13 protein-coding genes and 1 pseudogene are annotated in these 13,135 nt (G+C 70.6%); 10 read left to right on the forward strand and 4 right to left on the reverse strand.

The window, feature by feature from the left end; all coding sequences use genetic code 11:
- A pseudogene (locus DSY14_RS14315) lies at positions 1–322 on the reverse strand (hypothetical protein); the annotation flags it as partial.
- Between the two features lie 107 nt (positions 323–429).
- Between DSY14_RS14315 and DSY14_RS14320 the strand changes: the two are divergent.
- The 5 genes from DSY14_RS14320 (at position 430) to DSY14_RS14340 (ending at position 5,859) form a co-directional block, all read left to right on the forward strand.
- A complete protein-coding gene (locus DSY14_RS14320) occupies positions 430–1,500 on the forward strand; it encodes a permease (RefSeq protein ID WP_211717041.1) in 1,071 nt (356 codons plus the stop codon).
- A complete protein-coding gene (locus tag DSY14_RS14325) occupies positions 1,497–2,342 on the forward strand; it encodes a TIGR03943 family protein (protein ID WP_211717042.1) in 846 nt (281 codons plus the stop codon). Before DSY14_RS14320 ends, DSY14_RS14325 begins: the two co-directional genes overlap by 4 nt.
- A gap of 143 nt (positions 2,343–2,485) precedes the next feature.
- The gene (locus tag DSY14_RS14330; protein ID WP_211717043.1) at positions 2,486–3,901 is read left to right on the forward strand and encodes a cell wall metabolism sensor histidine kinase WalK; all 1,416 of its coding nucleotides are present in this window, start codon (positions 2,486–2,488) and stop codon (positions 3,899–3,901) included.
- Between the two features lie 5 nt (positions 3,902–3,906).
- Entirely contained in the window at positions 3,907–5,115 is a 1,209-nt protein-coding gene (locus DSY14_RS14335) for an AI-2E family transporter (RefSeq protein WP_211717044.1), read from the forward strand.
- Positions 5,116–5,139: 24 nt separating this feature from the next.
- Positions 5,140–5,859, forward strand: coding sequence for a TVP38/TMEM64 family protein (locus DSY14_RS14340; RefSeq protein WP_211717045.1), 720 nt, complete (start codon positions 5,140–5,142; stop codon positions 5,857–5,859).
- Here the strand turns inward: DSY14_RS14340 and DSY14_RS14345 are convergent.
- Positions 5,856–7,175: an ABC transporter substrate-binding protein gene (locus tag DSY14_RS14345; protein WP_211717046.1), complete on the reverse strand. Its 1,320-nt coding sequence runs from the start codon at positions 7,173–7,175 to the stop codon at positions 5,856–5,858. The two genes, DSY14_RS14340 and DSY14_RS14345, sit on opposite strands and share 4 nt — an antisense overlap.
- Before the next feature lie 254 nt (positions 7,176–7,429).
- Complete coding sequence (locus DSY14_RS14350) at positions 7,430–8,332, reverse strand: LysR family transcriptional regulator (RefSeq protein ID WP_211717047.1); 903 nt, start codon at positions 8,330–8,332, stop codon at positions 7,430–7,432.
- 244 nt (positions 8,333–8,576) lie between these two features.
- Between DSY14_RS14350 and DSY14_RS14355 the strand changes: the two genes are divergently transcribed.
- Positions 8,577–9,737 carry an acyl-CoA dehydrogenase family protein gene (locus DSY14_RS14355; protein WP_211717048.1) on the forward strand — a complete coding sequence of 387 codons (1,161 nt, stop codon included), beginning with the start codon at positions 8,577–8,579 and terminating at the stop codon, positions 9,735–9,737.
- Between the two features lie 120 nt (positions 9,738–9,857).
- Here the strand turns inward: DSY14_RS14355 and DSY14_RS14360 are convergent, their stop codons facing one another.
- Positions 9,858–10,628, reverse strand: a complete 771-nt coding sequence (locus DSY14_RS14360; protein WP_211717049.1) for a 4'-phosphopantetheinyl transferase superfamily protein — start codon at positions 10,626–10,628, stop codon at positions 9,858–9,860.
- A 102-nt stretch (positions 10,629–10,730) separates the two neighbouring features.
- Here DSY14_RS14360 and DSY14_RS14365 point away from each other — a divergent pair, with 102 nt between their 5' ends.
- From DSY14_RS14365 to DSY14_RS14380, 4 genes are all read left to right on the forward strand, one after another.
- Positions 10,731–10,910, forward strand: a complete 180-nt coding sequence (locus tag DSY14_RS14365; protein ID WP_211717050.1) for a hypothetical protein — start codon at positions 10,731–10,733, stop codon at positions 10,908–10,910.
- A 62-nt stretch (positions 10,911–10,972) separates the two neighbouring features.
- Entirely contained in the window at positions 10,973–11,779 is an 807-nt protein-coding gene (locus tag DSY14_RS14370) for a DeoR/GlpR family DNA-binding transcription regulator (RefSeq protein WP_211717051.1), read from the forward strand.
- A gap of 163 nt (positions 11,780–11,942) precedes the next feature.
- Entirely contained in the window at positions 11,943–12,770 is an 828-nt protein-coding gene (locus DSY14_RS14375; RefSeq protein ID WP_211717052.1) for a polyprenol monophosphomannose synthase, read from the forward strand.
- Positions 12,771–12,858: 88 nt separating this feature from the next.
- Positions 12,859–13,122: a hypothetical protein gene (locus tag DSY14_RS14380; RefSeq protein ID WP_211717053.1), complete on the forward strand. Its 264-nt coding sequence runs from the start codon at positions 12,859–12,861 to the stop codon at positions 13,120–13,122.
- Positions 13,123–13,135: the final 13 nt, after the last annotated feature.

The raw sequence follows: 13,135 nt of genomic DNA on the forward strand, positions 1-13,135 counted from the left end.
GGGGAAGTGCGCCCGGGCACCGGCGCGGCCCCGCAGGGCGTGCGACGCACCCCACGGCGGAGGTGCCGAAGGCCGGCGTGGTGCCGACCAGCGGGTCGGATCCGGGGAAGGAGACCACGTCGAGGACGGGCGTGGCCGTGGTCCGGTACAGGAGCGGGCCGTGCCACTCGATGGTGCCGCCGAGGCTCGCGGTGACCAGGGGGCCTTCGGAGCGCCTCCGGTGGTGGGGACGGCGCCGTTCTCGGTTCCATGAGCGCCGGCCGGAGAGACGCGCGTCACGGCGGGCTGCGGGGGAGAAGCCCGTGGGCGCGACCCCGGTCATGGGGCCTGCCCCGTCATCGTCCACAGGCGCGGTGTCACCGACGCGAACGAAAACGATTTTCGGTTACCATTCGGGGAGTTCCCAACCGAGCCCCACGGAGTACCCCGTTGTCCGAACGGACCACACAAGGCTCCGCCTCGTCCGGTTCACTCGGCGACTCGCTCGCCGGTGGCTGGGACGACCGCGGAGACGAACTGCCCCCCGCCGACTGGGGGAAGCGGCCCGGATCACGCAGAACCGGCACGGTCTGGTTGTTCGCCCTGATCATCACCGCGATGGCCTTCGGCCACGCGTGGCTGTCCGACGAGCTGACCGGCCAGGCGTTCCTCGCCTGGGCCACCATCTTCACGGCGATCAGCTTCCAGGCCATGCCGTTCCTGGTCTTCGGAGTGGCCCTGTCCGCGGCGCTGGTCGCCTTCGTCCCGACCTCCGTCTACCGCAGGTTCATCCCGGAGAAGGCGAGCCGAGCGGTCCCCGTCGCGGGCGCCTCGGGCGCCCTGCTGCCGGGGTGCGAATGCGCCTCGGTGCCGATCGCCGGAAGTCTCATCAAGCGCGGGGTCGCGCCGGCCGCCGCCCTGACGTTCCTGCTCGCCGCGCCCTCCATCAACCCGATCGTCATGATCGCCACCGCGGTGGCCTTCGCCGGGCAGCCGGAGATGGTGCTGGCCCGCTTCGTGGCCTCGCTGCTGGCGTCGGTGGTCATCGGCTGGATCTGGGTGCGCTTCGGCCGCACCGACTGGCTCCGTCTGCCCTCCCGCACCCACACCCCCGGTGCGTCCCAGTGGCAGGTCTTCCGTGAGTCGATGCTGCACGACATCATGCACGCCGGTGGCTACCTGGTGGTGGGCGCCCTGGCCGCCGCCACCCTCAACGTGATGGTGCCCCGCGCCTGGCTGCTGGCGGTGGCCGAGGCCCCGATCATCTCGGTGCTGGTGCTCGCCCTGCTCGCCATCCTGCTGTCCATCTGCTCGGAGGCCGACGCGTTCGTCGCGGTCAGCCTCACCGACTTCTCGCCCACCGCCAAGCTCGCGTTCATGGTCATCGGCCCCATCGTCGACCTCAAGCTCATCGCGATGCAGGCGGGGGTGTTCGGCTGGCGCTTCGTCGCCCGCTTCGCCCCCCTGTGCCTGGTGGTCGGCCTCCTCAGTACGTTCCTGATCGGAGCTCTGATCCTGTGAACCGCATCGCGCAGGGCCTCACGCTCGTGCTGCTCGGCGCCGCGGCGCTGACCAGTACCGTTCCCACCGACCTGTACCTGAACTGGGTCAAGGCGGGGTTCGGCCCGTTCCTCATCGCCGCCGGAATCGTCATGGTCGGTCTCGGAGTCCTCGTCATCGTGGCCGAGGTCCGCGGTGAACGCGGCGCTCTGGACGAGGAGGAGGTCACCCCCGAGACGGCCGCCGCCGCGAACGCGACCGCCGACGCCTCCGTGCACGGAGCCGACCCGGTCGGAGACCACGGCGACGGGCACGACGACGATGACGGTCACGGCCACGACCACGCCCGGGCCCCCCGGGTGGCGTGGCTGCTCCTGCTCCCGGTGGTCGCCGTCTTCGTCGTCGCACCGCCGGCCCTGGGCTCCTACACGGTGGAGAGCACCGGGGGTTCCTCCGGTCCACCGCCCCGGGACGACCGCGGCGCGTCCAGGTTCAACGACGCCCTCTCCGAGGCCGGGCCGGGCGACGTCGTGCCCCTCGGCATCCAGGAGTTCGTGATGCGCGCTTGGATCGACGACGAGCGGGAGATGGCCGACCGCGAGATCGAACTCACCGGCTTCGCCGTTCCCACCGAGGACGGTGACGGCTGGTACCTGGCCCGTCTGCAGATGGCGTGCTGCGCGGCGGACGCGGTGGTCAACAAGGTTCTCATCACCGACCAGCCGGCCCCCGAGGCCGACAGTTGGTGGACGGTCCGCGGCACCTGGGTGGAGCCCGAGGGCGACCTCTACGACGTCTCCGAGCACGAGTTCGCCACCCTGCAGATGGACGAGGTCACCAACCCCCCGGACCCCTACGAGTAACGGCCGGAGCGGGGGTCGTCGAACGCCCGTCGTGACGACCCCCGCACCCCACGTGACCAGCGGTTGTGCTCTGATCGTTCCTCGGTTCCGCCACACCGTCGCCAATTCACGGATTCGGGTCGTTCCTGGGTGACAATGAGTGCGTGTCAGAACCCCAGGAACGGCCGCGGGCAGGGTGGCGATGGTTGCGCCCCCGGTCCATCCGAGCCCGGGTGACGGTGTGGGCCGTCGCCGTCCTGGCCCTCATCGTGGTGGTCGTCTCGGTGAGTTCCTACGCGCTCATCCGCGAGACGGTGCTGAACCAGTTGCAGGATCGGGCCTCGGAAACGGCACGGCAAGTAACCGAATACATCATGACTAACCGGTACGAAGGCGCTATTCCGGCCACCGAGCCGATCGTGCGGTTGCAGATCATCCAGCAGGACACCCACGAGGTCCTCGCCGCCAGCAACGCCTTGCGCGGCCTGCCGGCACTGACCTACGAGGAACCGCCCCGCGACGACTTCCGCATGGACACGATCGTCTGCGGCGAGATCGCCGGCATCCAGCCCGATGACTGCCTCCAGGTGGTGGGCTACGCCGTCTCCGACTCCGCCTACGGGGACGTCATCGTCCTCGCCGCCACCCGCACCCCCCAGATCCTCGCCGGCTACACCCTCGGCCTGGCGCTGAGCGGCATGTCGCTCGCGCTGCTCGCGGTCAGCGCCACGACCATCTGGTACGGGGTGGGACGCGCGCTGCGACCGGTGGAGAACATCAGCGAGGAGATCGACCGGATCTCCGTCAGCGACCTGCACCGCAGGGTACCCGTGCCCCCGAGCGACGACGAGATCGCGCACCTGGCCCGCACCGCCAACGCCGGCCTCGGGCGGTTGGAGGACGCCATGGTGCGCCAACGCCGCTTCGTCTCCGACGCCTCCCACGAACTGCGCAACCCCATCGCGGGCATGCGCACCAAGCTGGAGGTCGAACTCTCCGACCCCGAGCCGGACCAGCGTGCCCGCGAACGCCTGCTCACCGGGCTGCTCTCCGACACCGAGCGGTTGGAGAACATCGTCTCGGACCTGCTGGAACTGGCCCGGTTGGACACCGACGTGGCCATGAGCCGCGAACGGCTGGAACTGGGGGCTCTGGTGACCGAGGAGTTCGTGGACCCGCGCCGACACCCGCAGCTGCGCGTGCACGGTTCCGCACCGGTGCACGTCGAGGTCAACCGGCTGCGTCTGGTGCGGGTGCTGACCAACCTCATCGCCAACGCCGAACGCCACGCCGACAGCCGCATCGACGTCATCATCGGCCACGACGACGCACACGCGGTCGTCGAGGTCCACGACGACGGCGCGGGCATCCCGGTGAAGGACCGCGAGCGCGTCTTCGAACGCTTCTCCCGGCTGTCGGAGTCCAAGAAACGCGACCCCGGGGGCAGTGGTCTGGGTCTGCCCATCTCCCGGGAGATCGTGCACGCCTACGGCGGCACCCTGGTCGCCGGACACAGCGACATGCTCGGCGGTGCGCTGTTCACCCTGCGCATCCCCGACCGGATCGAGCCGACGGAGTAACGCCCATGAGCGTCGACGCGCCGGGTCCCGAAGGCGAGAGGAAACCGTCGCCCCCGGGGCCCGAGAAGGAACCGGCCAAGGAACCCGCGCGGGAACCCGAACAGGACCCCGCGCACGAGCCCACGCCCCAGGACTCCGGCGGGGGAGCGGGACCGATCCCCGTCGAGCGGCCCGACGGCGACGCCTCGGGCGGCCCCAACTACTTCGTCATGGGGTTCGTCGGCGCGCTGGGAGTCCTCAGCGCCTGGCTGATGGTGGAGGCGCTCACCGGCGCCCGGGCGGTCTTCGTCTACATCATGGTGGCGCTCTTCCTCGCGATCGGCCTCAACCCGGTCATCGAGCTCCTGCGTCGCCGACTGCGGTTACCCCGCTGGGCGGCCATCCTCACCGTCTGCATGGCCCTGCTGCTCTTCACCGCCGTCTTCGTCTGGGCGATCATTCCGCCCCTCTCCGAGCAGGTCAGCAGTTTCGTCTCCGGTCTGCCCGGCGCCATCGACCATCTGCAGAACACGACGTTCTTCCGCGAGCTGGACCAGCGCTACAACCTCCTGGATCGCCTCCAGGGGATCGTCACTTCCGGCGACGTCGGACAGCAGGTCTTCGGCGGGCTCGTCGGGGTGGGCCAGGTGGTGTTCAACGGGCTGTTCGCCGTCTTCACGGTGTTCATCCTGACCCTGTTCTTCATGGCCTCCCTGCCCGGCATCATGGACGTCGCCTACCGGTTCGTGCCCCGCTCGCGCCGGGAGGGGGTCCGCGAGATCGGTGACGAGATCGTCCAGCGCATCGGCGCCTTCATCGCCGGGCAGTTGGTGGTGGCCGCCTTCGGCGGCGTGGTGGCGTTCCTCTTCCTGTGGGCGATCGGATCGGCCTACGCGCTCACGCTGGCCCTGGTGATCGCGGTCACCGCGTTGATCCCCCTGGTGGGGACCACCATCGGCGCCGTGATCGCCACACTGGCCGTGGGGGTGGTCGACCCCTGGCTCGGTCTGCTCACCCTCGTCTTCTTCCTGATCTACCAGCAGATCGAGAGTTACGTGCTCGCACCGCGGGTGATGCGACACGCGGTGGACGTGGCCCCGACGGTGAACATCACCGCCGCTCTGGTCGGTGGCGCGCTGCTGGGTCTGGTCGGTGCCCTGCTGGCCATCCCCACGGCGGCGGCGCTCACCCTGGTGCTCAAGAAGGTGGTCTTCCCCCGTCTGGAACGACGCTGAGAACCCGGCCCTAGGCTGGGCCGAATGGAGAACACGAGGCGCCGCCTGCCGCGCGCGGCACTGCTCGCCGCCTGGGTCGCGCTGCTGGTCTGGACGTTGCTGTTCGGTCCCGACCCGGAGGTGGTGCGGGCCTGGACCGCCGATGCCGGAACCGCCGGTTTCCTCGCCTACCTGGCGGCCTACGTCCTGGCGGTGCAGGCGCTCGTGCCGCGTCCGGCGTTGAACGTGGCCGGCGGGGTGCTCTTCGGCCCGGTGAGCGGGCTGGCCCTGGCCCTGGTCGGTGGCGTGCTGGCCGCCCTCGCCCAGTTCCTGGTCGCTCGGTACGTCGCCGGCGACGCGCTCGCGCGCCGGCTGCCCACGAGGGTCCGCGGGTACCTGGAGGGGCTCGCCGGGCCTCGCGCGCTGCTCGCGGTGGTGCAGCTGCGCCTGATCCCGGTGATCCCCTACCAGATGGTCAACTACGGTTTCGGGCTGACCATGATCCCGGTGACGCCCTTCGTCGTGGGCACGGCGCTGGGGTCGGTGCCCGCCACCGCGGCGATGGTCCTCATCGGCGCGGGCGGAACCGATCTCGGGCTTCCGGTGGCGGTGGGCACGGGAACGGTCGCGGTGCTGATCGCCGTGGTGTGGTGGGCGTACGCGCGCCGTTCCGGGCCGGGGCGGGGACGCGGTCCTTTGGTGACCCACGCCCCGCCGGCGCCCGAACCCCAGAGCACTCCTGGTGGTCCCACGAGCGGGGTCTAGTCCTCCCCGTCGTGCAGGACGATCTCGTCGGGGGCGGGCCGTTCCAGGTCGAAGGGCAGGATCTCGCCGCCGTCACTGTCGGTGACCCGCGGTTCCTGGAGGACCTCGGGTTCCTCTCCGGCGTGGTGCTGGACCACCATCACCCCGGCGTACCCGCTGTGGTCCTCCTCGGTGGCCACGAACGGCACGAGCCCCGGACCCTCCCACTCCCGTGATTCGAGGGTCCTGACCAGGGTCTCCCGGTCCAGGTCGGGGCCCACCTCCATGAGCAGCCGGGCGAACAGCACGGCCTGCACCATGCCGTACACCGTGGTGTCGGTGAAGGGGGCGCCCTCGTTGTACTCGTCGTGGATCTCGCGGAAGAACGCGGTCCACGGGTCCTCGGTCTGGGCCGCCATCGGGAGGAAGGCCGTGATGATCAGACCGTCGGTGAAGGCCTCCGGAGGTACGTCCTCCGCGGGGGTGCCCTCGGCGTACCGACCGATCAGTTCGGTGATGATCTCGACGTCGCCACCGAAGCTGGGCGCCACCCACTGCGGTTCGTACCCGATGGAACGGGCTTCGAGGATGGCCATCCCCAGGTAGGCCGGGATGCAGTAGCAGACCGCGACGTCGGCCTCGGCCTCCTTCAGTTCGGCGACCTGTCCGTCGAGTTCGGGCACGCCGGGGTCGTAGGATTCCCAAGCGACGATGTCGTCGATGAGGTACTGCTCGATCCCGGCGTGCGAGGACGGGCCGACGTCGTCGTTCTGGTACAGGAGCCCGACGTCGTCGCCGGGAAAGTGCTCCGCGATGTAGGAGCCCTGGATCTTGGCCTCCTTGGAGTAATCCACCTGGAAGCCGAAACTGTAGGGGTACTCCTCGGGCGAGTCCCAGGCCAGGGCCCCGGAGGAGACGAACAGGTCCGGTACGCCCTCGGCGTTGAGGTCGTCGATCACCGCCTCGTGGGTGGGGGTGCCCAGCCCGCCCAACATCGCGAAGATCTCCTGCTCGTCGATGAGGTCCCGCGTCACGTCCATGGTCCGTGCGGGGTCGAAGGCGTCGTCCTCGACGCGGTAGTCGATCCGACGGCCGTGGATGCCGCCGTGGTCGTTGATGTGGTCGAACACGGCGCGCGCGCCGGTCGAGACGTGCACGAAGCCGGGTGAGGCGGCTCCGGTGAGCGGTTGGTGGGTGCCGATGACGATGCTGTCGTCGGTGACCCCCGGAGTGGGGTTCTCCTCGGTGCCGGTCCCGTCGGTCGGTTCGGAGTCGCCGCACGAGGTGGCGAGAACCGCGACGGCGAGCGCCGAGGCGATGATGTTCAGTGGTCGCATGTGGTCTTCCTGAACGTCGGAGACGCCTTCGTGGCAGGCCCGTTCGGGCCATGGGGAAGACGGCGTCGTTGCTCGGAGGAGGTGCGGGGGAGTTACCTACTGGTCGGTACGTTACCGACTGGTAAACATCATACGAACGGGAACGAAGACTGCAACCGCCGGTAACCCCCTGCCGTCCCCGTCCGGTGCGACCACGCACGAGGAGGCCGGACACCCCCGTGGGGCATCCGGCCCCCAGGGGCGTCCGTGCGCCGTCAGACCTTCTCGGCGCTGTGGTCGATGATCTCCCGCGCGACGCGCGCGATCCGGTCGGCGGCCTGGTGCACCGCGCCGTCGCGCCGCCAGACCAACAGGTGCCGGAGTTGGATCGGGGCTCCCTCCAGTTGGCGGACCACCACGCCGCGGCCCTTGTCGAAGTCGGACTGACAGGGCGCCACCGCTCGACGGTCGGCGATGAGGTCCCGGATCTCCGAACGGTCGTGCAACCGGTAGGGGACCTCCGGGTTGAACCCCGCCCGTCGGCAGGCCACGTAGAAGCACTCGGGCCATCCCGTCCCGTCCGGGGGAGTGAGTGCCCACGGGCACTCGGCCAGGTCCGCCAGGCGTATGTACGTCCGGTCCGCCAGCGGGTGGTCGGCCCACAGCGCCACGTGCAGCGGGTCCACCGCCAGCATCGCCCAGGCCAGGGGGCCGTCCGCGGTCAGGTCGCGGTCCACGTAGTCGATGGTGGTGCCCAGGTCGAGACGGCCGGCGCGGACCAGGTCGGTGACCAGCTTGGGGGAGTACTCCGTGCGCACGTGGACCGGAACGTCGGGGAAGATCTCGGGGAGTCGTCCGGACAGCTCCACCGTGAGCGGCCCGACCCCGCCGATGCGCAAGGCGGCCGGCGCGGCGCCGCGCGCGCTCACGTCGTGCAGCAGGTCGTCCATGGACAGCAACACCGCGCGGGCCCGGAGCAGGACGAACTCGCCCAGTTCGGTGGGGCGCACCCCCGCGCGTCCACGATGGAACAACGATCCGCCGACCTCGCGCTCGATCCGCTGCAACTGCGTGGTCAGGGCCGGTTGCGACGTGGACAGTGCCGCGGCCGCCTTGGTCACGCTGCCGGTGTCGGCGAGGAGGCAGAGGGTGCGCAGATGGCGGAGTTCGAGGTCCATGCGTGGAATCTAAGGCGCGGTGCCCTCTCGTGTACAGACGCCCAAGCGACCGGGCGTGTGGTGAGCGTCGCGTTCAGTCGTGAGGGCGGGAGAGGTTCCCCTGTCCAGGCCCTGGATGCCTTCGGTGTGGTGCTTGTGGGATAGGGTGCCGTGCGTCACTCTGTAGTTGGACGACCTACTAAACCGCGGTGTCCCCGCGTGGTGGGTTCCACGCGCACCTGGGCGCGTAATCGTGGGAGAGCTCATGGCGGTCGAACGCACGTTGCACACACCCGAGGCCGAACAGCTCCTGGAGCTGACCCGGGCGATCGTGGACAAGGAGATCTCCCCGCGCGCGGCCGAGGACGAGGAGAACGCCGTCTTCCCGCGCGAGGTCTTCACCACCCTGGGCCGCTCCGGTCTGCTGGGGTTGCCCTACCCCGACACCTACGGCGGCGGTGACCAGCCCTACGAGGTCTACCTCCAGGTGGTGGAGGAACTGGCCCGCGGCTGGCTCGCGGTCGGCCTGGGGGTCAGCGTCCACACCCTGTCCTGCTACCCGTTGGCCGCCTTCGGCACCGACGAGCAGAAGGCCGCGCACCTGCCCGCCCTGGTCGGCGGTGAGCTCCTGGGCGCCTACTGCCTGTCCGAGACCACCTCCGGCTCGGACGCCGCCGCGTTGACCACCCGCGCCGAGCGCACCGACGCCGGCTACCGCGTCAACGGCGCCAAGGCGTGGATCACCCACGGTGGTGAGGCCGACTACTACGCGCTCTTCGCCCGGACCGGTGGCCCCGACTCCGGTGCCCGGGGCATCAGCTGCTTCCACGTGCCGGCCGACACCCCCGGGTTGAGCGCGGCCGCCCCCGAACGCAAGATGGGAATGAGCTCCTCCACCACCGCCGGTGTCCTGTTCGAGGACGTCGAGATCGGCGTGGAGGCCCGGGTGGGGGAGGAGGGGCGAGGGTTCCCCATCGCCCTGTCCGCCCTGGACTCGGGCCGTCTGGGGATCGCGGCCTGCGCCGTGGGCCTGGCCCAGGCGGCGCTGGACTCCGCCGTCGCCTACTCCCGCGAACGCCACCAGTTCGGCACCGCCATCGGTGACTTCCAGGGGCTGGGGTTCCTCCTCGCCGACATGGCCACGCAGGTCGCCGCCTCCAGGGAGCTGTACCTGTCCGCCGCCCGTCTGCGCGACGCCGGTCGGCCCTTCGGCAAACAGGCCGCCATGGCCAAACTCATGGCCACCGACACCGCCATGAAGGTGACCACCGACGCGGTCCAGGTGTTCGGCGGGTACGGCTACACGCGCGACTTCCCGGTGGAACGCTACATGCGCGAGGCCAAGGTCCTGCAGATCGTGGAGGGCACCAACCAGGTGCAGCGCATGGTGATCGGCCGCCACCTGGCCCGTGAGGCCGGCGACTGATCGAGCCCCGGGGTCGCACCGCCACGGCGGTACGGCCCCGGACGGAGACCGCGGTGCCCGCCGTGACGGTGGGCACCGGAACCCGGGTCGCAGGGCGGCGCAGGCCCTCGGAGAACCCGCCTAGCGGCGCAGCAACTCCCGGGTGGCCTCGGGCGGGACCACCGTGGGCGTCACCTCGCGGTCGGTGAGCACGGCCAGGGCCGACCGATAGTCGGTGCCGCGGTCCAGGTCCCCCAGCCACGCCGACGCGGGCCGGCCCCCGCCCTCCCAGTCGACCAGCCGCGCAGGGGTGTGCGGCGGAGTGACCGAGACCCGGCGCAGCCCTCCCGACAGGCCCAACCCGGTCGCCTTGAGCAGGGCCTCCTTGCGCGCCCAGTAGCCGAAGAAGGCCTCCACCCGCCCCGGTTCCGGAAGGGCGTCCCACTCCCGCCGCTCGGCGTCGGCCAGCGTGTAGCCGGCCAGGCCGTCCAGGTCGCGCGCGTCCGAGACCCGCTCCACGTCCACCCCCACGGGGACGCCCTCGGCCAGGGCCAGCACCACCCACTCCCCGGAGTGGCTCACCGAGATCTCCCAACCCGCCGCGGCGCCGATCGGCACCGGTTTGCCGTGCGGGGAGCCGTCGCCTCCGCCCGCGCCGGTCCGGGCCTTGTCCTCGCAGGAGCGACAGCGCAGGTCGAAGACGATCTCCTCGGGGGTGCGGCCCACACGTTCGGCCAGCGCCAGACGGGCCAGGGAACGCCCCAGCAGGTGGCGGTCGCGGTCGGCCTGGAGACGGAACCGCGCGTTACGGGTGCGCTCGGCCTCGTCCAGCAGACTCAGCAGGCGATCGCTCGCGGCGGAGGTGTGGGCCCACCACACCGTGGATTCGAGAGGTGAGGAGCCGTGGGTCATGTGCACCATTGTCCCTGATCTTCCCGCGCTCGGGTGGTGTGAGCGCAAGTCGGAGTGGGCATTCGGTAAGTGGCAGGTCGGCCCGCCCCCTTGGAGGCTCAGATGTCTGTCGTGATGCTGTTCGGCGCGGGAGCCCTCGTCGGACTCGTCGCCCTCACCATCGTCGTCCTGGTGACCCTCCTCACCGAGAGATCGCAGACCCGGGAGACGCAGGAGAGCCAGACCCAGGAGAGGGAGGTGCAGCACCCGGAGTCGGAGCCCCACGGCCGGTCCGTACTCTAGTTCGGTGGTCGGGGCGTTCCCCCGCCGCGCACCACCGATCGCACGAGGAAGGGCCGCCGTCCATGTCCGAGGAGAGCCGTCCGGCGTTCGGTGCCGAACGCCGGGAACACATCCTGGAACTGGTCCGTGCCAACGGGAGTATGTCCCTGCGCGACCTGGCCGCCAAGGTGCGTGCCTCGGAGGTGACCGTCCGGCGTGACGTGCGTGCCATGGAGGCCGAGGGTCTGTTGGACCGGCGTCGGGGCGGGGTCGCGTTGCCCGGTCGGATCGGCCACGAACAGAGCTACTCCGGCAAGAGCGAACAGTGCGCGGCCGAGAAGGCCGCCATCGCCGCGGCCGCGGCCCGTCTGGCGCGTCCGGGCGACGCCGTCACCATCGGACCGGGCAGCACCGCCGTGGCGCTGGCGCGGGCCCTGCGCGGACACGGGGACCTCACGGTGGTCACCAACGCGCTTCCGGTCGCCGACGCCCTGGCCGGTGCCCCCGGTGTGGAGATCGTCATGACCGGCGGAACCGTGCACGCGCCCATGCGCGCGCTGGTCGGTGCCGCCGCCGAGGCCACACTCTCCGGACTGCGGGTCAACCGGGCGTTCCTCTCCGGCAACGGGGTGAGCGCCGAGCGGGGCCTGAGCACCCCCAACCCGGCCGTGGCCGGTGTCGATCGTGCGCTGTCGGCCTGTGCGGAGGAGACCATCGTCCTGGCCGACCACACCAAGATCGGTGCCGACACCATGGTGACGACCGTCGCTCCGGAGAACATCGCGCACCTGGTCACCGACTCGGGCGCCGACCCCGAGGTGATCATGACGTTGGAGGAGATCGGGGCACTGGTCCACGTCGTCGTGGCGGTCGACGAACGAGGGCAGTGACCCACGGGCGGGTCGGTGTCCCTCCGATCGGCGCCCGGGGGAGAGCGCGGCACCGATCGTTCGCGCGCACTTGTACGGTGAACCTCCGATGCGTGATCCTGTATCGACCTACTCACCGGTACGACCCCCCGCACGACCGCCACGACGCCAGGAGCCGCCGCGTATGCACTCCCCTCCGACGCACCTCCCGCCCGTGCCGGTCCGGGTCGCCCCCGCACCGGTGGCGCTCCCCGAACCCTGGCGGAGTTCGCGCCTGACCGTGGTGGTCCCCACGTACGACGAGGCGGAGAACCTTCCGCGCCTGGTCGCCCGCCTCGTCGCCCTGGACCTGCCGGAACTGCGCATCGTGGTGGTCGACGACAACTCGCCCGACGGCACCGGGAAGATCGCCGACGAGCTCGCGGACGAACTCGGCGGCGCCGCGACCGGCAGGCTCACCGTCGTGCACCGCACCAAGAAGGACGGGCTGGGGCGGGCCTACGTGGAGGGTATGACCCGCGCCCTGGACGACGGCGCCGACCACGTGGTGCAGATGGACGCCGACCTCAGCCATCCGGTGGGCTACGTGCCCCAACTGTTGGGCACCCTGCACTCCACCAACGCCGGGGTGGTCATCGGCAGCCGCTACGTGCCCGGCGGAAGCCTGTCCGAGGCCTGGGGACTGCGTCGCCGCCTGCTCAGCGGTTGGGCCAACGCCTACGTCAAGACGGTGCTGTCCATCCCGGTGCGCGACGTCACGGCCGGTTTCAAGATCTGGCGCGCCTCGGCCCTGCGCGGGCTGGACCTGGCGAGCATCGAGAGCACCGGGTACGCCTTCCAGGTGGAGATGCACTACCGGGCCTTCCGGCGCGGCCAGAAGATCGTGGAGGTGCCCATCCACTTCGAGGACCGTGTGGAGGGCGAGAGCAAGCTCGACGGGGCGGTGGCCTTGGAGGCGGCCCTGCGTCCCCTGCGCCTGCGCCGGGCGGAGAACGCCCGACGGCGGGGCTGAGCCCTCCGTTCGATCGACGTCCGTGTCCTTCTTCGTCTCACCCGGTCGACCTGCGACCATCGGGGGAGAGCGAAAGGGGGCGACAACAATGTCCGAACAACCGTATGACGTCGATTCCGACATGGGAGACGATCCCCAGGAGAGCGAGGTCGCCGAGGCGGAGAGCCGCCAGGAGCCCGACGCGCCCGTCTACGGCTACACCTTCGCGGAGGCGGAGGGCCAGGGCGAACTCGGTATCGACGAGGACGTGCGTCTGGAGCGGGACGACGTCATTCCTCGCGAGGACTTCGACCTCGACGCACCCGACGCCGAGGAGGAGGCGATCCACGAGGTGGACGACCCCGACGCGTGAGATGCGGAGCGGA

Origin of the sequence: Nocardiopsis sp. MG754419, assembly GCF_018207095.1 — a bacterium.
Lineage (GTDB): Bacteria > Actinomycetota > Actinomycetes > Streptosporangiales > Streptosporangiaceae > Nocardiopsis.